At 69.7% G+C, this 18,677-nt stretch carries 18 protein-coding genes; 9 read left to right on the top strand and 9 right to left on the bottom strand.

Going from position 1 to position 18,677, the window contains the following annotated elements; translation table 11 throughout:
* Positions 1-4: 4 nt before the first annotated feature.
* The 3 genes from JJ691_RS44185 to JJ691_RS44175 form a co-directional block, all read right to left on the bottom strand.
* A complete protein-coding gene (locus JJ691_RS44185; RefSeq protein WP_211765369.1) occupies positions 5-1,954 on the bottom strand; it encodes an ATP-binding protein in 1,950 nt (649 codons plus the stop codon).
* Positions 1,955-1,989: 35 nt separating this feature from the next.
* The gene (locus JJ691_RS44180; protein WP_211765368.1) at positions 1,990-3,594 is read right to left on the bottom strand and encodes a carboxyl transferase domain-containing protein; all 1,605 of its coding nucleotides are present in this window, start codon (positions 3,592-3,594) and stop codon (positions 1,990-1,992) included.
* 79 nt (positions 3,595-3,673) lie between these two features.
* Positions 3,674-4,462, bottom strand: coding sequence for an SGNH/GDSL hydrolase family protein (locus JJ691_RS44175; protein WP_211765367.1), 789 nt, complete (start codon positions 4,460-4,462; stop codon positions 3,674-3,676).
* A 187-nt stretch (positions 4,463-4,649) separates the two neighbouring features.
* On the opposite strand from JJ691_RS44175, the gene JJ691_RS44170 reads away from it, so the two are divergent.
* Positions 4,650-5,228, top strand: a complete 579-nt coding sequence (locus JJ691_RS44170; RefSeq protein ID WP_211765366.1) for an SACE_7040 family transcriptional regulator — start codon at positions 4,650-4,652, stop codon at positions 5,226-5,228.
* A gap of 26 nt (positions 5,229-5,254) precedes the next feature.
* Here the strand turns inward: JJ691_RS44170 and JJ691_RS44165 are convergent, their stop codons facing one another.
* Positions 5,255-6,415: an FAD-dependent oxidoreductase gene (locus JJ691_RS44165; protein ID WP_211765365.1), complete on the bottom strand. Its 1,161-nt coding sequence runs from the start codon at positions 6,413-6,415 to the stop codon at positions 5,255-5,257.
* Between the two features lie 110 nt (positions 6,416-6,525).
* Between JJ691_RS44165 and JJ691_RS44160 the strand changes: the two genes are divergently transcribed.
* The 4 genes from JJ691_RS44160 (at position 6,526) to JJ691_RS44145 (ending at position 10,009) form a co-directional block, all read left to right on the top strand.
* Positions 6,526-7,089, top strand: coding sequence for a TetR/AcrR family transcriptional regulator (locus tag JJ691_RS44160; protein WP_211765364.1), 564 nt, complete (start codon positions 6,526-6,528; stop codon positions 7,087-7,089).
* 137 nt (positions 7,090-7,226) lie between these two features.
* Positions 7,227-8,090: an RNA polymerase sigma-70 factor gene (locus JJ691_RS44155; RefSeq protein WP_211765363.1), complete on the top strand. Its 864-nt coding sequence runs from the start codon at positions 7,227-7,229 to the stop codon at positions 8,088-8,090.
* A 68-nt stretch (positions 8,091-8,158) separates the two neighbouring features.
* Positions 8,159-9,238, top strand: a complete 1,080-nt coding sequence (locus JJ691_RS44150; RefSeq protein WP_211765362.1) for an NAD(P)/FAD-dependent oxidoreductase — start codon at positions 8,159-8,161, stop codon at positions 9,236-9,238.
* Between the two features lie 66 nt (positions 9,239-9,304).
* A complete protein-coding gene (locus JJ691_RS44145) occupies positions 9,305-10,009 on the top strand; it encodes a hypothetical protein (RefSeq protein WP_211765361.1) in 705 nt (234 codons plus the stop codon).
* Positions 10,010-10,086: 77 nt separating this feature from the next.
* On the opposite strand, the gene JJ691_RS44140 is transcribed toward JJ691_RS44145, so the two are convergent.
* Positions 10,087-10,599, bottom strand: a complete 513-nt coding sequence (locus tag JJ691_RS44140; protein ID WP_211765360.1) for a hypothetical protein — start codon at positions 10,597-10,599, stop codon at positions 10,087-10,089.
* 222 nt (positions 10,600-10,821) lie between these two features.
* On the opposite strand from JJ691_RS44140, the gene JJ691_RS44135 reads away from it, so the two are divergent.
* Positions 10,822-11,802, top strand: a complete 981-nt coding sequence (locus tag JJ691_RS44135) for a LysR family transcriptional regulator (RefSeq protein ID WP_442912560.1) — start codon at positions 10,822-10,824, stop codon at positions 11,800-11,802.
* Here JJ691_RS44135 and JJ691_RS44130 read toward each other — a convergent pair.
* Together JJ691_RS44130 and JJ691_RS44125 are read right to left on the bottom strand one after the other, a co-directional pair.
* Positions 11,799-12,890: a HoxN/HupN/NixA family nickel/cobalt transporter gene (locus tag JJ691_RS44130; protein WP_211765358.1), complete on the bottom strand. Its 1,092-nt coding sequence runs from the start codon at positions 12,888-12,890 to the stop codon at positions 11,799-11,801. The two genes, JJ691_RS44135 and JJ691_RS44130, sit on opposite strands and share 4 nt — an antisense overlap.
* Positions 12,891-13,030: 140 nt before the next feature.
* Positions 13,031-13,537, bottom strand: a complete 507-nt coding sequence (locus JJ691_RS44125; RefSeq protein WP_211765357.1) for a hypothetical protein — start codon at positions 13,535-13,537, stop codon at positions 13,031-13,033.
* A 198-nt stretch (positions 13,538-13,735) separates the two neighbouring features.
* Between JJ691_RS44125 and JJ691_RS44120 the strand changes: the two genes are divergently transcribed.
* On the top strand, positions 13,736-14,578 hold the full coding sequence (locus JJ691_RS44120) for a hypothetical protein (protein WP_211765356.1): 843 nt from the start codon (positions 13,736-13,738) through the stop codon (positions 14,576-14,578).
* Between the two features lie 55 nt (positions 14,579-14,633).
* Complete coding sequence (locus tag JJ691_RS44115) at positions 14,634-15,128, top strand: hypothetical protein (RefSeq protein WP_249227414.1); 495 nt, start codon at positions 14,634-14,636, stop codon at positions 15,126-15,128.
* 195 nt (positions 15,129-15,323) lie between these two features.
* Here JJ691_RS44115 and JJ691_RS44110 read toward each other — a convergent pair whose 3' ends face one another.
* On the bottom strand, positions 15,324-15,704 hold the full coding sequence (locus JJ691_RS44110; RefSeq protein WP_211765355.1) for a hypothetical protein: 381 nt from the start codon (positions 15,702-15,704) through the stop codon (positions 15,324-15,326).
* A gap of 98 nt (positions 15,705-15,802) precedes the next feature.
* Positions 15,803-16,414, bottom strand: a complete 612-nt coding sequence (locus tag JJ691_RS44105) for a hypothetical protein (protein ID WP_211765354.1) — start codon at positions 16,412-16,414, stop codon at positions 15,803-15,805.
* A gap of 383 nt (positions 16,415-16,797) precedes the next feature.
* Here JJ691_RS44105 and JJ691_RS44100 point away from each other — a divergent pair, with 383 nt between their 5' ends.
* Positions 16,798-18,645 (top strand): TIR domain-containing protein, encoded by a 1,848-nt coding sequence (locus JJ691_RS44100; RefSeq protein ID WP_211765353.1) that lies wholly within the window; start codon positions 16,798-16,800, stop codon positions 18,643-18,645.
* Positions 18,646-18,677 lie beyond the last annotated feature (32 nt).

The raw sequence follows: 18,677 nt of genomic DNA, 5'->3' as shown, positions 1-18,677 counted from the left end.
TCCGTCACTCCTGTAGGGGTGCAACCACCGCGAGTTGCTGGCCCAGCCGAACCTGTTGGCCCGCGTGCACGGCAAGCTCCGCGACCGCGCCGTCGATGGGCGCGACGACCGTGTGTTCCATCTTCATGGCCTCGACGACCAGCAGCGGCTGGCCGGCGGTGACCCGTTCGCCGGCGGCGACCTTGAGCAGCAGCACCGTGCCGGGCATCGGGCTGCTGACCGCACCGCCGGCCGCGCCGGCCCCACCCTTGCGGGACAGCTGTTCCGGCTCCCGCAACGGCCAGTTGCCGATCCAGGTGATCTCGCCGTCCCGGGCGTGCCGGTACGACCTGGTCACGCCCCCGCTGCGCACGTAGAGGCGGTTGCCCTCGTGCCAGGCGCTGGCCGCGATCGGCTCGCCGTCGCCGACGACAACTTCCGCGCTGGCGGCCCGGCCGCGCAGCCGGACTCGCACCGGCTCGTCGCCGGGCGCGCCGACCAGCCAGGACGTCCACGCCGGCTGGCCGACCCGCCACCCGCCGGGAATGTCCCACGGGTCAACGGTCTCGCCGCGCGGCTCCAGCGCCAGGGCCCGCTCCAGGGCCGCCGCGACGAGCACGTCCTCGGGCATCGGGTTGGCCACCAGGGCGTCGAGCTTGCGCTCCACCAGGCCGGTGTCGAGCCGGCCGGCGACCACGTCCTCGTCGGCCAGCAGCGCCCGCAGGAACGGGATGTTCGTGGTGACACCGAGAACCGTCACGTCGCCGAGGGCCGACCGGAGCTTGCGCAGCGCATCGTCGCGGGTGGACGCATACGCGATGTGCTTGGCCAGCATGGGGTCGTAGTCGCTACCGACGACCGAGCCCTCGAAAACGCCGGAGTCGATACGAATCCGGTCCGACGGTTCCTCCAACGCCAGCAAAGTGCCGCCGGTGGGCAGGAAGCCGTGGGCCGGGTCCTCGGCGTAGATGCGCGCCTCGACGGCGTGCCCGGTCAACCGGATGTCTTCCTGGGTAAGGGAAAGCTTCTCCCCCGCCGCGACCCGCAGCTGCTGCTCGACCAGGTCTACGCCGGTCACCAGCTCGGTCACCGGGTGCTCGACCTGCAGCCGCGTGTTCATCTCCATGAAGAAGAACTCGTCGGGCCGGTCGGCGGAGACAATGAACTCGACGGTGCCGGCGCCGGTGTAGCCGACCGAGGCGGCGGCGTCGGCGGCGGACTTCCCCATGCGCGCACGGGTTTCGTCATCCAGCAGTGGAGACGGGGCCTCTTCGATGATCTTCTGGTGCCGGCGTTGCAGGCTGCATTCCCGCTCGCCCAGGTGCAGCACCGTGCCGTGGGCGTCGGCCAGCACCTGGATCTCGATGTGCCGGGGGTTCAGCACGAAGCGCTCGGCCAGCAGCGTGTCGTCGCCGAAGGAGTTGCGCGCCTCGCGCTGGGCCGACTCGATGGCCGCCGGGAGTTCGTCGAGCGAGTGCACCAGCCGCATGCCCTTGCCGCCACCGCCGGCGGACGGCTTGAGCAGCACCGGAAAGCCGATCTCGGCCACCGCGTGCTCGATGTCCGCGCCGAACGCGCCCGGCACCACCGGAACGCCGGCCGCGGTCACGGTCTGCTTGGCCCGGATCTTGTCGCCCATGGCGTCGATCGCCGCCGGCGGCGGGCCTACGAACACCAGCCCGGCCTCGGCGCAGGCCCGCGCGAACGCGGCGTTCTCAGCCAGGAAGCCATATCCGGGGTGCACGGCCTGCGCCCCGGTCTTCAGCGCCGCGTCGATGATCCGCTCGATCGACAGGTAGCTCTCCCGGGCAGCGGCCGGCCCGATGCGCACGGCCACATCGGCCTCGTGCACGTGCCGGGCGCCCTCGTCGGCGTCGCTGTGCACGGCGACGCTGCGAATTCCCATGCGCCGCAACGTCTGCGTGACGCGGACGGCGATCTCGCCGCGGTTGGCCACCAGGACTGTGTCGAACATCGAAGACCTGCTTGCAGGGTCGAGCATCATCACAGTCACATCCTGAAGACGCCGTAGCGGACGGGAGGCAGCGGCTCGTTGGCCGCGGCGGACAGGGCCAGACCGAGCACGGTCCGGGTGTCCTTGGGGTCGATCACGCCGTCGTCCCACAGCCGGGCGGTCGAGTAGTACGGGTTGCCCTGGCTCTCGTACTGGTCCCGGATCGGCTGCTTGAACGCCTCTTCGTCCTGCACGGACCAGTCATCGCCCAGCTGGTCGCGGCGCACGGTGGCCAGCACCGACGCGGCCTGCTCGCCGCCCATCACCGAGATCCGCGCGTTGGGCCACATCCACAGGAACCGCGGCGAGTAGGCCCGGCCGCACATCGAGTAGTTGCCGGCCCCGAACGAGCCGCCGATGACCACGGTGAACTTGGGCACCCGGGCGCAGGCCACCGCGGTGACCATCTTGGCCCCGTGCTTGGCGATGCCGGCCGCCTCGTACTCGCGGCCGACCATGAAGCCGGAGATGTTCTGCAGGAACACCAGCGGGACGCCGCGCTGGTCGCACAGCTCGATGAAGTGCGCGCCCTTGACCGCGGACTCGCCGAACAGGATGCCGTTGTTGGCCACGATGCCGACCGGGTGGCCGTGGATCCGGGCGAAGCCGGTGACCAGGGTCGTGCCGTACTCGGCCTTGAACTCGGCGAACCGGCTGCCGTCGACGATCCGGGCGATGACCTCGCGCACGTCGTACGGGGTGCGGGTGTCGATCGGGACCACGCCGTAGAGCTGGTCGGGGTCGACCGCCGGCGCCTCGGTCGGCTCGACCTCCCATGGCCGCTGGACCCGGGGCCCGAAGGTGCTGACGATCTGGCGCATGATGCGCAGCGCGTGCGCGTCGTCATCGGCCAGGTGGTCGGTGACGCCCGAGGTGCGCGAGTGCAGCTCACCGCCGCCCAGCTCCTCGGCCGTGACGATCTCGCCGGTGGCCGCCTTCACCAGCGGCGGGCCGCCCAGGAAGATCGTGCCCTGGCCGCGCACGATGATCGCCTCGTCGCTCATCGCCGGCACGTAGGCGCCGCCCGCGGTGCACGAGCCCAGCACGGCGGCGATCTGCGGGATGCCGCGAGCCGACATGGTGGCCTGGTTGTAGAAGATCCGGCCGAAGTGCTCGCGGTCCGGGAACACGTCGTCCTGCCGGGGCAGGAACGCGCCGCCCGAGTCCACCAGGTACAGGCACGGAAGATTGTTGTGCAGCGCCACTTCCTGGGCGCGCAGGTGCTTCTTGACGGTGACCGGGTAGTAGGTGCCGCCCTTGACCGTCGCGTCGTTGGCCACGATCACGCACTCGCGGCCCTCGACCCGGCCGACGCCGGTGATGATGCCGGCGGCCGGGGCCTGGTCGTCGTACATGCCGCCGGCGGCCAGCGGGGACAGCTCCAGGAACGGCGAGCCCGGGTCGAGCAGGTGGTCCACCCGGTCCCGGGGCAGCAGCTTGCCGCGTTCCACATGCCGGATCCGCGACTTCTCGGGGCCGCCCAGCGCGGTCTCAGCCAGCGTGGCCCGCAGCTGCGCGACCAGCTCGGCATGCTCCTTGGCGTTACGCTGATAGCCCGGATCGGTCGGATCCGCGGCGCTGGCCAGTGCCGGCGCGACCATGACGCTCCTCAGCTGTTAGCGACCGTTAACCCCGACCTCCAGGTTAACGGTCGCTAACAGCTTCGTCCAGTCAGGTCACTCAGCCGGTCGCGGCGGTCAGCGCCGGCAGGTAGCCGCCGCTGTAGCCGCTCGCGTTCGGGTGGTAGGAGTTGACCACCGGCCAGGTCACGCTGTTCAGCCACCAGGTGGACGAGCAGATGCCGTGGCCGTCGAAGCGCGAGCGGACGTCGACGAACTGGAAGCCGTGCCGGCCGGCCGCGGCCGAGATGGCCGAGTCCAGGGTGTCCGCGCCGCTGTTGATGTAGCCGCGGGCGGTGTCGCTCAGGCCCACGCTGCACGAGCCGCCGAGCTGGTAGAAGTGCGGGTAGCCGACCACATAGACCGTCGCGTTCGGAGCATGGCTGCTGATGGCGTTGTAGGCGTTGTCCAGCAGGCCGGGCAGGGTCGTGTTGACGTAGTTCTTGGCGTTGTTGACCGCGGTGTTGCAGCCCGAGTCGCCGCCGACGATGCAGGACTCCATGACGCTGCTGAAGCCGGCGTCGTTGCCGCCGATGGTCACCGTGACCATGGTGTTGGCCGAGCTCAGCGAGCCGACCTGACTGTTGATCACATCCCCGGTCTTCGCCCCGGAGCAGGCGACGTTGGTGAATGCGGACACCGAGTGCGCGGCCGCCCACAGGCTCGGATAGCCCTTGCTGCTGCGGTCGCAGCTGTTGTCGTACGAGCTCTGCGTGCCGACACCGGACGCGTAGGAGTCGCCGACGGCGGCATAGTTGACTGCGGCCGGCGCCGCGTGGGCGACGGCCGTTGTGGACAGTGCGGCCGCGACGGCGACCGCGAGGCAGGGGAGGGCACGAGACAGGCGCATGGCAGGGGAGCCTCTCCGTTGAGGTGTGCCGAGACCGGATAATCGTTGCAGCAACAAGGTTTCGGCCGGAAGAGTTTCGTCAATAGTTGATGACATATTCGCCTTTTGAGCACGAAATCCGCCCGGTCACTCGCCCGTTCGATACCGCGGTTAGCGTTCGTTAACTCGCTCGACTACCATCGGTCGGGTGCCGTTCGCCGAGCCGACCGCGCCGCCGACCCGGCGCCAGCAGATCCTCGCCGCCGCCGCGGAGCTGTTCGCCCGGCACGGCTTCCACGGCGTCGGCATCAACGACATCGGCGCCGCCGTCGGCATCTCCGGCCCGGCCCTGTACCGGCACTTCCGCAGCAAGGACTCCGTGCTCGGCGAGATGCTGACCTCGATCAGCGAGGTGCTGCTGGCCGGGGCCCAGAGCCGGGTCCGCGAGGCCGCCGACCCGGCCGAATCGATCCGGGTGCTGATCCGCTGGCAGGTCGACTTCGCCCTGGACAATCCGGCGCTGATCACCGTGCAGGAGCGGGACCTCGGCAACCTCGCCGACGCCGACCGCCAGCGCGTGCGCACCCTGCAGCGCCGCTACGTCGAGGTCTGGGTCAGCACCATCCGCCGGGCCCGTCCCGAGGTCGGCGAGCCGGCGGCCCGGGCCGGCGCGCACGCCCTCTTCGGGTTGATCAACTCCACCCCGCACTCCGCCCACCTGGACCGGGACCAGATGGCCGACCTGCTGGCCGCCATGGCCTACGCCGCGGTGCACGCCATCAGCTAGCCGGCGGGCCATCGCCTGAGCGGTCATCACTTGGTCGGGTTCAGCATGCGGTCGTTGAACAGCTGCCGCATGTCGTTGAGGTTGTGCGACTCCGCGTCCTCCATGAGCACGGCGATCTCGGCGTCGGCCTCGCCGGCCGCCTTCGCGCGCGGCAGCATGACGCTCTCGTAGGCGCGGACACCCTCGTCGAGGTTGTCGTGGGCGGCGATGGCGGCGGCCAGGTCGCTGCCGTCGACCAGGGCCAGGTTGGCGCCGATGCCGTGCGGCGGCAGCAGATGCGCGGCGTCGCCGAGCAACGTGACCCCGGGGACGTGGTCCCAGGAGTGGCCGACCGGCAGCACGTAGAGCGGGCGGTTGACGAAGCCGCCGTCGTTGTGGCGGATGAGGTTGAGCACGCTGTCGTGCCAGCCCTCGAAGCGAGCCAGCAGGTACTGGCGCACCGCCTCGGTGTCGGCCATGTCGATGCCGGCCTCGCCGGCCCAGTCGAGGGCGATGTCCTCCAGCTCGGCGTACACGCGGACGTGACCGCCGCTGTTGCGCTGGGCGGCCAGCATCCCGGAACTGCCGGCTCCGACGACCAGGTTGCCGGGACCGATCAGCGCGGCCAGCTCGGGGTGGCGGTTGTCGACGTCGTCCAGGTACGTCTCGACCAGGGCGACGCCGGTGTAGATCGGGGTGGCGTCCGAGACGGCCGGGCGGGTCCGCGACCACGCGCCGTCCGCGCCGACCACGAGGTCGAACTGCTCGGACGTGCCATCTGTGAACCTCACCGTGGCGATGCCGTCCTCGGCGGTGACGCCCTCGATCGGACTGCCCCAGCGGACGGTGTCGGGCTTGAGGGAGTTCAGCAGCAGCTCGCGGAGCTGGCCGCGGTCGATCTCCGGGGCGTAGTACTCGTCGTCGCCGGGCTGCTCGTGGTTGACCAGCTCGGCGGTGCGCGCGTTGACCATGCGCACTTCCTGCGCGTCGGCGCGGGCCACCGCGCGGAACTGCTCGTAGAGGCCGATGGCGCGCATCGCCTCCTGGCCGGTGGGGGCGTGCAGGTCGAGCATGCCGCCCTGCCAGCGGGCGAACGCGGACGCCTCGCGCTCGAAGACGGTGACCTCGAAACCGTTGTTCTGGAGGCCGCGGGCGGCGGCCAGGCCGCCGGGGCCGGCGCCGATGACGGCGATACGGGGAGAGCTCATGGTTGCTGTCCTTCCTGGTTGGGGCTTGCTCCACCAGAAAAACACAGCCACTCAAAAAGTGCAACGACTCAATCTTTTGAGTCGTTGCACCCTTGGCGTACGATGGGCGCATGGAACAGCTCGGGCGCCGCGAGCGCAAGAAGGCCCAGACCCGCCAGGCCCTGGCCGACGCCGCCCTGGAGCTGTTCGCCGCGCGCGGCTACGACCAGGTCAGCGTCAAGGAGGTGGCCGACGCGGCCGACGTGTCGGTGACCACCCTGTTCAAGTACTTCCCCACCAAGGAGGCCCTGGTCTTCGACCTGGACGAGGACGTCGAGGCGGCGCTGGTGGCCTCGGTTCGCGACCGCGCCGGCAAGTCCGTCCCGCAGGCCCTGCGGGAGCACCTGTGGCAGCGGATGTGCGAGCGCCCGACCGACCCGGAGATCAGCGCGTTCGCGCAAGTGGTCGCGCAGACCCCGGTGCTGGGCGAGTACGCCGACCGCATGTGGCGGCGGCACGAGACCGCCCTGGCCCACGCCATCGCCGCCGAGGTGGGCGCGCCCGAGGACGACATCCGCTGCGCCGCCCTGGCCCGGTTCGCCCTGGAAGCCGGCCAGCTGGCGCACCGGCACGGTGACAATCCGGATCTGCTCGTGCCGATCTTCGACCTGCTCGAGAACGGCTGGCCCTACTAGAGTCCACGTGCGTTCTTCCACCGGGAACTGGAGGAACAGCGTCGCCGACATCGTGTCCGTGACCGGCTCGACCCTGCGGATCTGGCTCACCGTCATTCTCGCCACGAGAGGGTCAAGGCCCGCCTAGACTCGGCCGGGTGGCGGATTTCGAGCGGCACCGGCCGCGCCTGTTCGCGGTGGCCTACCGCCTGCTCGGCTCGGCCGCCGAGGCCGAAGACGCCGTGCAGGACACCTATCTGCGCTGGCACGCGGCCGATCACGACGAGATCCACGAGCCGGCGGCCTGGCTGACCAAGGTCCTCACCAACCTGTGCCTGAACCGGCTGACCTCGGCGCGGGCCCGCCGCGAGAGCTACATCGGCCCCTGGCTGCCGGAACCGGTGCTGACCGCGCACACCCCGCTGGACACGGCCGAGTTGCGTGAGTCCGTGACGATGGCCTTCCTGCTGCTGCTCGAACGCCTCACCCCGGCCGAGCGGGCGGTTTTCGTGCTGCGCGAGGCCTTCGAGTACAGCCACCACGAGATCGCCGACGTGCTCGACCTGACCGAGGCCAACTGCCAGCAGCTCTACCACCGGGCCAAGCAGCGGGTGGCCCAGGACCGGCAGCGGTTCGACGCCGACGGCGCGGAGAAGCTGCGCATCACCAACAACTTCCTGGTCGCCGCGCGCAGCGGCAACATGGCGGCGCTGGAGGGCATGCTGGCCGAGGACGTGGTGGCCTGGTCGGACGGCGGCGGCAAGGTGACCGCGGCCCGCAAGCCGATCCGCGGCCGCGACCGGGTGGCGCCCTTCCTGCGCTGGCTGTCCGACAGTGTGGACGGCCTGGACGTGCGGGTGCTCGAAGTCAACGGCGAACCCGGCATCGTGGCGCTGGTCCACGGCGAGCCGGTGGCGGCCATCGGCCTCCAGATCACGAACGGCCTGGTCACGGAGTTCCGCGCGGTCGCCAACCCGGACAAGCTGGCCCACCTCGGGCGGCAGGTGACGCAGCACACATAGCCGACCTGTCAGGGATCGCGCGGCTGTCCGGTTCAAGTCCCGTCACCACAAGTGAAGGGACTACGGACATGACGAACATCGTGGTCATCGGCGCCGGCTACGCGGGCCTCACCACGGCGACCAGGCTGGCCAAGCGGACCGCCGCGAAGGTCACGCTGGTCAACGCCGCGCCGGACTTCGTCGAGCGGGTCCGGCTGCACCAGCTGTCGGCCGGCGAGCAGCTGCGGCCCACCCCGTTGGCGGAGTCGGTGCGGGGCAAGGGAATCGACCTGGTCATCGGCCGGGTGCGGGCGATCGACCCGGCCGGCAAACAGATCGACGTGGACGGCCGCACCATCGGCTACGACACGCTGGTCTACGCGCTCGGCAGCGTCGCCGACGACCACGGCGTGCCGGGCGTGGCCGAGAACGCGGTCCCGGTCGGCGGCCTCGCCGACGCCGTCAAGCTGCTGAAACTGCTGCCGGCCAAGGGAACCGTGACGATCGTCGGCGCCGGCCTGACCGCGATCGAGACGGCGACCGAGCTGGCCGAGACGCATCCGGGCCTGCACATCAGGATGGTCGCCGGGCACGCGCCGGGCAGCCGGCTGTCGGACAACGCCCGCACGCATCTGGGCAGGGTGTTCCGCCGGCTGGGCATCGAGGTTCGGGCCGGGGCCCGGGTGGCCAAGGTGTTGGCCGACAGCGTGGTGCTGACCGACGGCGACGAGCTGCCGACCGATCTCACCGTGTGGGCGACGGGATTCGGCGTGCCGCGGCTGGCGGCCGAGGCCGGCATCCGGACCGACCACAGTGGACGGATCGTGGTCGACGAGACGCAGCGCTCGGTCTCGCACCCCGACATCTACGCGGTCGGCGACAGCGCGCTCGTCCGGGTCAACGGCGAGGAGCTGCGGATGGCCTGCGCCACCGGAATCCCGATGGGGACTTATGCCGTCAAGGCGATCGCCGCCCGGCTGGGCGGTCACGAGCCCCGGCCGTTCACCTACCGCTACTACACGCAGTGCATCAGCCTCGGCCGCAAGGACGGCCTGATCCAGGTGGTCGACGCCATGGACCGTCCACAGCGGACGGTCGTGACCGGGCGGCTGGCCGCGCTGGTGAAGGAGGGCATCGTGCGCGGCGCCCGCTGGTACGCCAACCGCTGACACAGATACCCTGCCGGGACTTCCTCGCCGTCAAGAAGCGCACGTTCCCGGGAGAGGTGTCGATCGGTGCCAGCCCTAAACCAGCCGGAGGAGCGCCATCTGGGCTCGCTCGTCGACCTGCGCGACGCCGAGTCCATCGCGCTGCTCGATTCGCGACACGGCGACATCGGCCCGGCCTTCGTGGACATCGAACCGCTCGCCTTGTTCGACGCGGAGTGGGACGACCTGCGCCTCGACGCGGACATGCTCGGTGACTCGCTCAGGTTCGAGGTGGCTGCCCACTGGGAGTCCGGTCCGGCGGATCCCCCGTTCGCCGGCGAGTACCGGGTGCCTTCTCCCATGGAGATCCTGAGCCAGGGGCGGATGCCGTCGTCCGACATGCTCGAAACGGAGTTCCAGCGGTCGTTCGCCGCCCAGCTGCGTCACATCGACAACGCCTACGAATCGAGCAGAGGCTTCATGACGTTCCTGCGGATGGTTCCCGGGGCATCGCCGCTGGAGGTCTGGTTCTCGGACCTCGCCGGGACGGGCGCGGCCCCTTACCCGCCGGGTTACGTGAAACTCGACCTGACGTTCACGAAGTACGTCGAGACGCTGCTGCTGACCAAGGGCCTACACGGCTGGCAGTACCTCTTCGCGGACGTGTCCCTCACCGACCCTGCCCTGCAACACGTCACCGAAGGGCTGCGCAACGGGTTGAACGCCTTGCCGGACATCTTCCCCGGCCTGGACTACGCGCCTCTGGCGCGTCGCCTGGCGGCGCGCCTGTGAGCGCCCGCGCAGTCCTGGCCATCGCACAAGATCGGCCCCTCACCGGCGGAAGCTGGTGAGGGGCCGACTGTTTGCGGTCATGCGGTGGCGACGGCCGCCTTGCGGGCCCGCACCGCGGCGTTGCTGCCCGGCAGCCACACGACGACCAGGGCGGCGAGCAGACTGATGGCGGTGATGGCGTCGAACACCTTGAGCAGGGTGGGATCCAGGTCAGCCAGGTCGCGCGCGGCCAGCAGGGCGCCGATCACGGCGAACACGGTCAGCAGGATCCGGGCCCAGTTGCGGGCGGCGAGCACCAGGCCGGCGGACACCAGCGCGATGACGCCGATGCCCAGCCAGAGAACCGCCCGGCTGTTGAACGAGTCAACGGCGAGCGGCACCAGGTCGTCGGCGGTGACGAGGCCGCCCGCGGCCGCGTCGCCGCCGTCCGACTGCAGGTAGTCCTGCGCCGCGGACCGAATCAGGTCCTGGCCGTTGACCAGGACCAGAACGCCCCACAGCAGCGCGCTGAGCGCACCGACCAGTCCGAGCACACCGGCGACCGTCAGCATGCGGGAGCGGGGCGCGCCGGTGGAACCGTACGAACTCACTTCTGTCGAACTCCTCAGATCAGCAATAGATTCGAGCGCAACGCAGCCTTCCGCCAGTCACCTGGCCTCGTCCACCGGTTTGGCGTGACCATCTGGAGATTTCTTCAACTGGATCCGAGATCACTTTCAACCGCGCTAGGCTGCCCGGCATCCGTCACGAACCCAGAAAGCGAGTACCGCGAGATGCCCGCGCCCGGTCCGCTCCGACCACCGTCGGTCAACGTGCTCAGCCGGCTCCAGTACAGTTCGCCCGCCTTCCTGGACACCACGTTCGACCAGCTCCGCACGCTGATCACGGTGGCCGAGACCGGCACCGCACTGGCCGCGGCCCGGGCGCTGGGCCGCGACCAGTCGAGCGTGCAGAAACAACTCGACACCCTGAACCGCAATTTCGGCGATTTATGCGGCGAACCCCTCGTACTCAAACAGGGACGGGGCCGCGACATGCTGTTCACCGATACCGGAAAAGCCCTGGTCGAACGGGCCCGAACGACATTGGGCGATTGGCTGGACGCAATTCACGAATGCCGCCGCCAACTGGGCGGCACGCTCACCGTCGGCGCGACCAGGTACACCCTGGGCTATCTGGCGCGGGCCGGCGAGGTCGTGGCCGAGGAGTTCGGCGCCCGCGGCATCGAGCTGAACGTGGTCCACGTGCGCACCAAGGACCTGCTCGGCCGGCTGCTGGCCAAGGACGTCGACCTGGTCTGCGGCAGCGTCGTCACCAACAACTCCCTCGACGCCTTCGACATCATGGAGTGGCGCCGCAGCGGGCTCGCGCTGCTGACCAATCTGGACTTCTGCCAGATCGGCGACACCGCCACCACGAGCGAACTGCCCACCCTGCCGCTCGTCGTGCCGGTCAGCGGCGCGATCACCGACTTCGTACGCGGCTGGTTCGGCGCCGACTACCGCAGCCGGCTGGACATCGTCGCCGAGATCGACTCCGCTCAGTACGGGTTCGAGCTGCTGCGCTCCGGCCTGGTGCGGGCGTGCATGCTGGTGACCCGGGGTCTGGGCGAGGCCGTCGACGAGGGGCGGCTCGAAGGCACGTCCGGGCTGCGCCGCGTCGAGCTGGTCGACGACCTCGAGCCCCGGCTGGAGCTGCTGGTCGGCGTGTTCGCCCGCCGCGACGAGCGATCATCCTATTCGGACAGTCATCCGCTCAACCTGTTGTGGGAGGCCCTGAAGCCCGCTGACTAGGACACCTCGACCGACCAGCGTTCCTCGATGCGGCCGAACCGCCACACCGCCAGCGCCACCAGCCAGGTGACCACGAACAGGCCGACGATCACGTAGCCGACCACGTTCAGGTCGAGGGTGCTGATCCAGCCCAGGATCCCGGTGCTGACGTCGAGCTTCTCGGCCAGCAGCTGGAGCAGCTCGATCAGGCCGATCACCAGGGCGACCACGACGGACAGGCCGGTGACGGTGATGTTGTAGAAGACCTTGCGCACCGGCTTGGCGAAGGCCCAGCCGTAGGCGAAGTTCATGAAGCAGCCGTCGATCGAGTCGAACAGGCTCATGCCGGCGGCGAACAGCACCGGCAGCGTCAGAATCGCGTACCAGGGCAAGGAGAACGCGGCGGCGCCGCCGGCCAGGACGAGCAGCGACACCTCGGTCGCGGTGTCGAAGCCGAGGCCGAACAGCAGGCCGGTCGGGTACATCTGCCACGGCCGGCTGATCGCCTTGGTCAGGCCACGCAGGATGCGGTTCATGAAACCGCGCTCGTCCAGCCGGCGCTCCAGCTCGGCCTCGTCGAACTCGCCGCCGCGCATCTTGCGGAACACCTTGATGATGTGGGCCATCACCACCAGGTTGATGATCCCGATGAGCACCAGGAAGGTCCCGGAGACGAGCGTGCCGACCAGGCCAGTCCAGTTGTGCAGACCCGAGCGGTCGTCGGAGACCTCGCCGGCCAGCGCCCGCACGCCCAGCGCCAGCAACACGCACAGGCCGAACACGACGCTGGAATGGCCCAGGGAGAACCAGAATCCGACCGACAGCGGTCGCCGGCCCTCGGACATCAGCTTCCGCGTGGTGTTGTCGATGGCCGCGATGTGGTCGGCGTCGAAGGCGTGCCGCAGGCCGAGCGTGTAGGCGGTCAGGCCGAGCCCGACGCCGAAGACCTGGCCGTTGCCGATCTGGTAGTTGGCCGGGGAGATGAGGAAGATCAGGGAACCCCAGCCGATCACGTGCAGGGCCAGCACGAAGGCGGACATGCCGCCGATGCTGGCCCACTCCGCGCGGCTGAGCGCGCGGGTGCGATCGGGACGCAGGGTGTCCACCATGTCGCCGCCTCTTCCGGGCTAGGGGATGCAACAGGCAGATTGTGGTACTTGCAACCCACTGGCGACAGCGCTGATCAGCGGAGAATTCTCACATCGGGTGGCCCGGCGCGGCGTTACCGGACCACAGCGTCACCGCGACATCACGGCGAGTAGCACTTATGGGTGCTGGTGTTGAAGATCGGCGTCGTGTCCACGGTCAGGTTGGACGCCGGGTTGACGATCACCGAGCCGCTGCGCGTCAGCTTGTCCTCACACGACAGGATGGCCGAGTTGGTCGAGTTGCCGGCCCACAGGTCGATGTGCCGCTTTCCGCTGTTCCAGTCGGAAATGCAGGCGGCGCAGCTGTCCTCCATGATGAAGTACTTCTTCAGGTAGGAGTAGTAGACCCGGGTGCCGGGAGCCAGCTCCGACGAGCTGGTCGCGAACGTGACCGGGTTGCTGTACGTGCCGACGCCACCGGCCTGCGAGTGGATCTGCGGGTAGGCGATGTCGGCGCTGCCGGGCGGGTCGTTGTCCAGCGCCCCGTAGAGCGTCACGTACATGGTGTACGTGGTGCTGTGTGGTGTCGCAGCGGCCTGAGCAGGGGCGGCTCCCGCGACGATGAGCAAGCCGATGCCGAGCAGGGCGACCAGCAGCTTGCTTTTCATGCACACCTCCTCGATTCACATATATGTTAGGAAAGTTCCCTAACCCTTCCGAGGGTAGGAGCGCTCTCCCACAGCGAGAAGACCCGGATCGTTCACAGTTATCCGGCCCGTCACGCCCTCGATCGCGAAAATTCTTCAGATTCAGGCCCGGGACTGGTACGTCTGTGCGCGGCCGTCCACCGACGAAGGGTTGCGCACATGGGTAGGAAGACGCTGGCCGCCGCGCTGGCCGTGGCGCTCGCCGTGATCGTGCCGGGGATCGCGCACGCCGACACCGGGGCCTGGGTGATCCAGGGCTCCGACCACGCCCGGGCGCTGGACGAGAGCCAGGGCCTGGCCACGGTCGTGCGGCCGAACACCAGCTTCATCCAGTACACCGGCCTGTCCACGATCCCGATCGCCGACTCGGTCAAGGGCTGGAACCATGTCGGCGACCCGGGTTCGCGGCTGGGCTACTACATCGAGCCGTACCAGAGCGACAACAACGGGGCCAAGATGTTCCGCGTGCAGGCCCCCGACGGCAGCTGGTCGGAGTACACGCACAAGCTGGAGTCCTGGGAGGCGTTGAACAACTCGTTCGCCGCCGTCTCGCCGGACGGGCAATGGCTGGTGTCCGGCGAGTGGGGCACGATGGACCGCCTGCTGGTGTACCCGATGCCCGGCGTCCGGTTCACCACGCCGAGCCAGAACCTGCCGTACGGCTTCGCGATCCGCCCGGACCACCCGATCAACAACATCCAGGGTTGCGACTTCACCTCGCCGACGCAGCTGCTGTGCTCCTCGGACGACTCGGACGGCACGCTCTACGGCATGACGAAGCCGTTGCTGCAACTGGATCTGAGCGGTCCCCTCGGCGGTTCCGACGTGACGGCCCACGTGAGCGCTCTCGGCCAGCTGCCGCTGCAGAGCTCGTGCACCGGCAACTTCGAGGTCGAGGGCATGGACTACGACATGCGCGACGGCACCCTGCGCGTGGTCGTGATGTCGCCCGGATTCTGCGTGCTCACCGACTCGAAGACCTGGCGTTTCAAGCACTCCTGAACCCGGACGGCCGATTGGATCACCGCCGGTCCCGGTTGTGTTGCAAGATGGGCCGGTGGACCCACAGGATCCGGAACGACGACAGCGCATGGTCAGCACGGCCGGCGAGGCGCTCGCCGCCGCCCAGGCGGGCGACGACGGCGCCGCGATCAGCCTGCTGACCACCTTCGTCGACACATCGCCGGCCGGCGACGTGGACGGCAAGGAACTCGTGCTGATGCTGTTCCGCGAGTGCAGCGAGATGGTCGCCGCGCTCGGCTCCGGCGGCGCCACCCCGGTCAAGATGCAGGTCTACGACGCCGACGGCCAAGAGGTCTCCATCGACGACGCCGACCCGCCGGTGCGCACCGCGGTCCGCACCCTGCTCGCCGAGGTGCACGGCGACCAGGACGCGGCCCGCGCCCAGATCGACATCGCGCTGAGCACCGCCGCCCCCAGCGAGGTGGCGGCGGTGGTCATGCAGGCCCTGCGCTGGACCATCCGGCTGGCCACCGAGTGCGCCAACCGGGACCTCCCGGTGGCCGGCTGGATCGCCGAATCCCTCGACTGAGTTTTTGGCGCCGCCTCCAGCAGCGCGGCTCGGCCGCTCGTGACCGCTGCCTTCCCTAGCCGGATTTAACCCGCCGCATCGGCTTGGGTGGTGGGTTGCGTCGGGTGGCGGCGGGTGAAATCCGGCGACGGTCCAGGCAGCGGCGCGGCCGAGCACTCTCCTGCGTCGATGGCATTCAGACCATGTCGCGGGTCATCATGTGTTCCCGATCAAGGGTTGGATCTGCATGGCGTCGTGCAGGTCGGCGGCCAGGTCCAGCAGCACCTTGCGGGTCTCGGCGACCTCGGACCGTAGGTCCTCGATCTGGGACCAGGCGCGCTCGTGCACGACGACGCTGGCGCCGGGCTGGCGGGTGGCCTCCCACTCAGCCAGCGCGGGGTGCCACTTGGTGAGCAGCGGCCGCAGCACGGTGTTGACCATCTCGACCGCGATGCCGGCGAAGGTGACGCCGCCGGCGCGGCCGCGCGGGGCCAGCTCGGGACCGTACTTGCGCAGGATGTCGCGAGTGCACGCGAACAGCGAATAAATGCTGTTCAGCTCCTCGCGCACGATTCCGGCCCCCGGTTTTTGTTCCACGGTCGTAATCCTGGTCGCGAGCTCGACATACAGCTCCCAGGCGGCCTCGCGTTCTATCGGTGACGGTGTCCACACACCGCTCACCCGGGTTCGGTGACTCACGGAGAAGCTCCTCCACTCAATGGCCCCGGTGCGGCCGATCGATAACCGTCCGATTCCCGTTGCTCGGGAATGGGCGTGACCGGGCCGATGCGGGGTGGAGAGGACGGACTGGGCAGATTGTTGATCTCGTCATTGCGGGCGCGCTCCCGGATCCGCTCGATCTCCGCGAGGTAGCGGCGACGGCGCTCGGCGTCGGTGGCGCCGAGCTGTTCGGGGTCGTCGACGAGCTTGCGGACCAGGGTGTAGACGCTGGACTCGTGCAGGCGGTACTTGCCGTAGTTCTCCTCGGCCTTGAACGTCCTGTGCAGGCCGAACACCACCGCGCCGAACACCGACAGGGCCTGCACCAGCAGCCGCGAGCCGTCCCCGTCGGTGACGTAGGGGATCAGGAACGGCAGCGACAGCGAGATCAGCACGGTCCAGCCGACCGCGTAGTAGTGGGCCGCCCCGTACAGCCAGGCCCGGTGCTGCCAGACCCGCAGCACCGGCACCGTGCGCCGGTAGTGCGCCGCGGCCCAGTCGCGCAGTTCGGGCCCGATCAGGTCGGCGTCCGCGAACGGTCCGTCCACGCCGCCGCCGGCGTTGGGGACCGAGAATTTCGGTTTCATGTAGGCCGCAATCGCGACCGCGCTGGATATAGCCAGAACGGTCACGCCACAAAGCCCGACAACCCACGGGTCGACCACCACGCACCCATCCCATAACGGTGTCAAGTGCGGGAGCGTAGCCCAGCACAACTGTCGTGCCCAGCGGCACGGAACGCAGCCGAATCCCGTTTTCACGCCGACGTGGACAATCAGTGATCCGGCCCCGGCGAACGGTGGAGGACTGCCGACAGCAGGTCGACGACCGAACGTGACAACGCTTCATGATCCATCACTGGCGGTAGCGCCACCCCGTGAATTATGGCAACCAGGTGGCTTGCGATTCACCCGTCCGTCAGGCTCGACACTGTCCCCCATCGGAGTTAACCGGAGGAGGTCGGGACGAGATGGCCTGGGATGTGTTCCTCAGCTACTGCCGGTCGGACACCACGCCGGCCGAGGCGCTGGCGGCCGAGCTGCGGGCGCGGGGGCTGCGGGTGTTCCAGGACGAGGTCGGCGTGCACCGCTTCGACTCGGTGTCCCGGACGATCATGGCCGAGCTGGGCCGGTCCCGGCTGCTGCTGGCCTACTACTCGCACGCCTACCCCACCCGCCGCGCCTGCCAGCAGGAGCTCATCACGGCTTTCCTTGCCGGGCAACGGGAAGGCGACCCGCTGCGGCGAGTGCTGGTGGTCAACCCGGAGCGCGGCACCGGACACATCGAGCCGATCGAGCTGCGGGACGCCCGGTTCTGGAGCCCGTCGGCCGAGCTGCGACACCTCACCGAGGCCGTCACCCGCAAGATCGACGAGCTGCCGACGCCGATCGGCCGCGTGGACCACGGCCGCGCCCCGCTGTGGCTGCCGGCCCCGGGCCACCGGCCGCCGCCCCGGTTCGTCGGCCGCACCGCCGAACTGTGGCGGCTGCACTCGGCGCTGCATCCCCAGTCGGCGACGCTGACTGAGGGCGGCGGCGAGCCGGTCGCCGTCGTGCACGGCGTCGGCGGCATCGGCACGTCTTCGTTGGTCGCCGAGTACGCACGGCAGTTCGGCGCGACCTTCCCCGGCGGCGTCTTCTGGCTGTCGGCCGCCGATCCGTGGCCGGAGCAGCTGGCCGCGATCGCCGATGCCCTCGGCCCCGACGGCGTCGGTCACGCGGCCGATCGGGTGGCGTTGGCGCTGGACGCCCGCCGGCAACCCAGCCTCTGGGTGGTCGACGGCGTGCCGGCCGGGCTCGACCTGGACGAGGTCCGCCGGCTGCTGTCCCCGCACCCCTCGGCGGCCAGCGTCCTCACCACCACCGACGGCAGCTACGCCGAGCTCGGCACCGGGGTATCGATCCAGGAACTCCCGGCGGCACAAGCGGTTCGGCTCATCCTCAACCAGGTCGACGCGCTGGCCCCGGGCGACCGCGAGTCGGCCCACAAGCTGGTGGACGTGGTCGGCGGGCATCCCGGCGCGCTGCTGGACCTGGCCGGCTCGGCCCGCTCGGCCGGTCTGGACTCGGTGCGGCGGCGGCTGTTCTCCCGGGACTGGCCGGTGCTGGACAGCACCGCGAAGCGGCTGCTGGCCGAGGTCGACGCGGCCGGCGACGCCGGGTTGGACGTGCTGCGCGCGGTGGCGGCGTTCGCGCCGGAGCCGATGCCGTTACCCGTTCTGGATGGACTTGGCCCGGTCGGGCTGGCGGTGGACCGGCTGGCCCGGCAGTCTGTGGTGCGGCTGGTCGATGGAGGCGCGCTGGAGGTGCCGGCGGTGGTCGCACACGTGATCCGGCACAACGATCCCGATCCGGCGCGGCACAACGAGATCAGCGCCGCCGCGCTGACGGCTCGCCGCGTGCGCGACGACTTCGCCGTGGACGACCGCGAGCGGGCGGCGGCCTTCCGGGTCCAGGTCGAGCTGGCGCACCGGGTTCCGGTGCGGCCGCTGGGCGGCGGCGGTCTGCGGGAGGCGATCTCCTCGCTGCACAGCATCTTCTCGTTCACCCGGGAGCAGCTGCGGGAGTGCGGCCCGGATTCCTCGCAGCGGTTCGGCGAGGTGGCGGAGCGGCTGATGGAGGAGGTGCTGCGGCCCTTCCTGTCCGAGTGGCACCCGGCGCTGCGGCGCTTCGAGGACCGGACGCAGTTCGACGACACGGCCTGGGATCCGACCGCCGAACTGCGCAACGCCCTCGACGGGCTGCGGGAACCGCTGCTGGCCGTGATCCGTGATCTCAGCCGGATCAGCGGCAACCCCCACGGCACCCGCTACCTGTGAGGTTTGAGTGTCTCCAAGACATCCAAACCCTC

The sequence above is a fragment of the Kutzneria sp. CA-103260 genome (assembly GCF_018263855.1).
In the GTDB taxonomy this organism is placed as follows: Bacteria; Actinomycetota; Actinomycetes; order Mycobacteriales; family Pseudonocardiaceae; genus Kutzneria.
This window is presented reverse-complemented; position numbering and strand designations above follow the sequence as displayed.

What these genes read in the sequence shown, in the direction of transcription:
- JJ691_RS44175 (WP_211765367.1), bottom strand. Translation starts at nt 4,462, where the DNA reads ATGCGCCTGTCTCGTGCCCTCCCCTGCCTCGCGGTCGCCGTCGCGGCC.
- JJ691_RS44130 (WP_211765358.1), bottom strand. Translation starts at nt 12,890, where the DNA reads ATGGTGGACACCCTGCGTCCCGATCGCACCCGCGCGCTCAGCCGCGCG.
- JJ691_RS44165 (WP_211765365.1), bottom strand. Translation starts at nt 6,415, where the DNA reads ATGAGCTCTCCCCGTATCGCCGTCATCGGCGCCGGCCCCGGCGGCCTG.
- JJ691_RS44150 (WP_211765362.1), top strand. Translation starts at nt 8,159, where the DNA reads ATGACGAACATCGTGGTCATCGGCGCCGGCTACGCGGGCCTCACCACG.
- JJ691_RS44185 (WP_211765369.1), bottom strand. Translation starts at nt 1,954, where the DNA reads ATGTTCGACACAGTCCTGGTGGCCAACCGCGGCGAGATCGCCGTCCGC.
- JJ691_RS44105 (WP_211765354.1), bottom strand. Translation starts at nt 16,414, where the DNA reads ATGAAACCGAAATTCTCGGTCCCCAACGCCGGCGGCGGCGTGGACGGA.
- JJ691_RS44100 (WP_211765353.1), top strand. Translation starts at nt 16,798, where the DNA reads ATGGCCTGGGATGTGTTCCTCAGCTACTGCCGGTCGGACACCACGCCG.
- JJ691_RS44160 (WP_211765364.1), top strand. Translation starts at nt 6,526, where the DNA reads ATGGAACAGCTCGGGCGCCGCGAGCGCAAGAAGGCCCAGACCCGCCAG.
- JJ691_RS44180 (WP_211765368.1), bottom strand. Translation starts at nt 3,594, where the DNA reads ATGGTCGCGCCGGCACTGGCCAGCGCCGCGGATCCGACCGATCCGGGC.
- JJ691_RS44125 (WP_211765357.1), bottom strand. Translation starts at nt 13,537, where the DNA reads ATGAAAAGCAAGCTGCTGGTCGCCCTGCTCGGCATCGGCTTGCTCATC.
- JJ691_RS44120 (WP_211765356.1), top strand. Translation starts at nt 13,736, where the DNA reads ATGGGTAGGAAGACGCTGGCCGCCGCGCTGGCCGTGGCGCTCGCCGTG.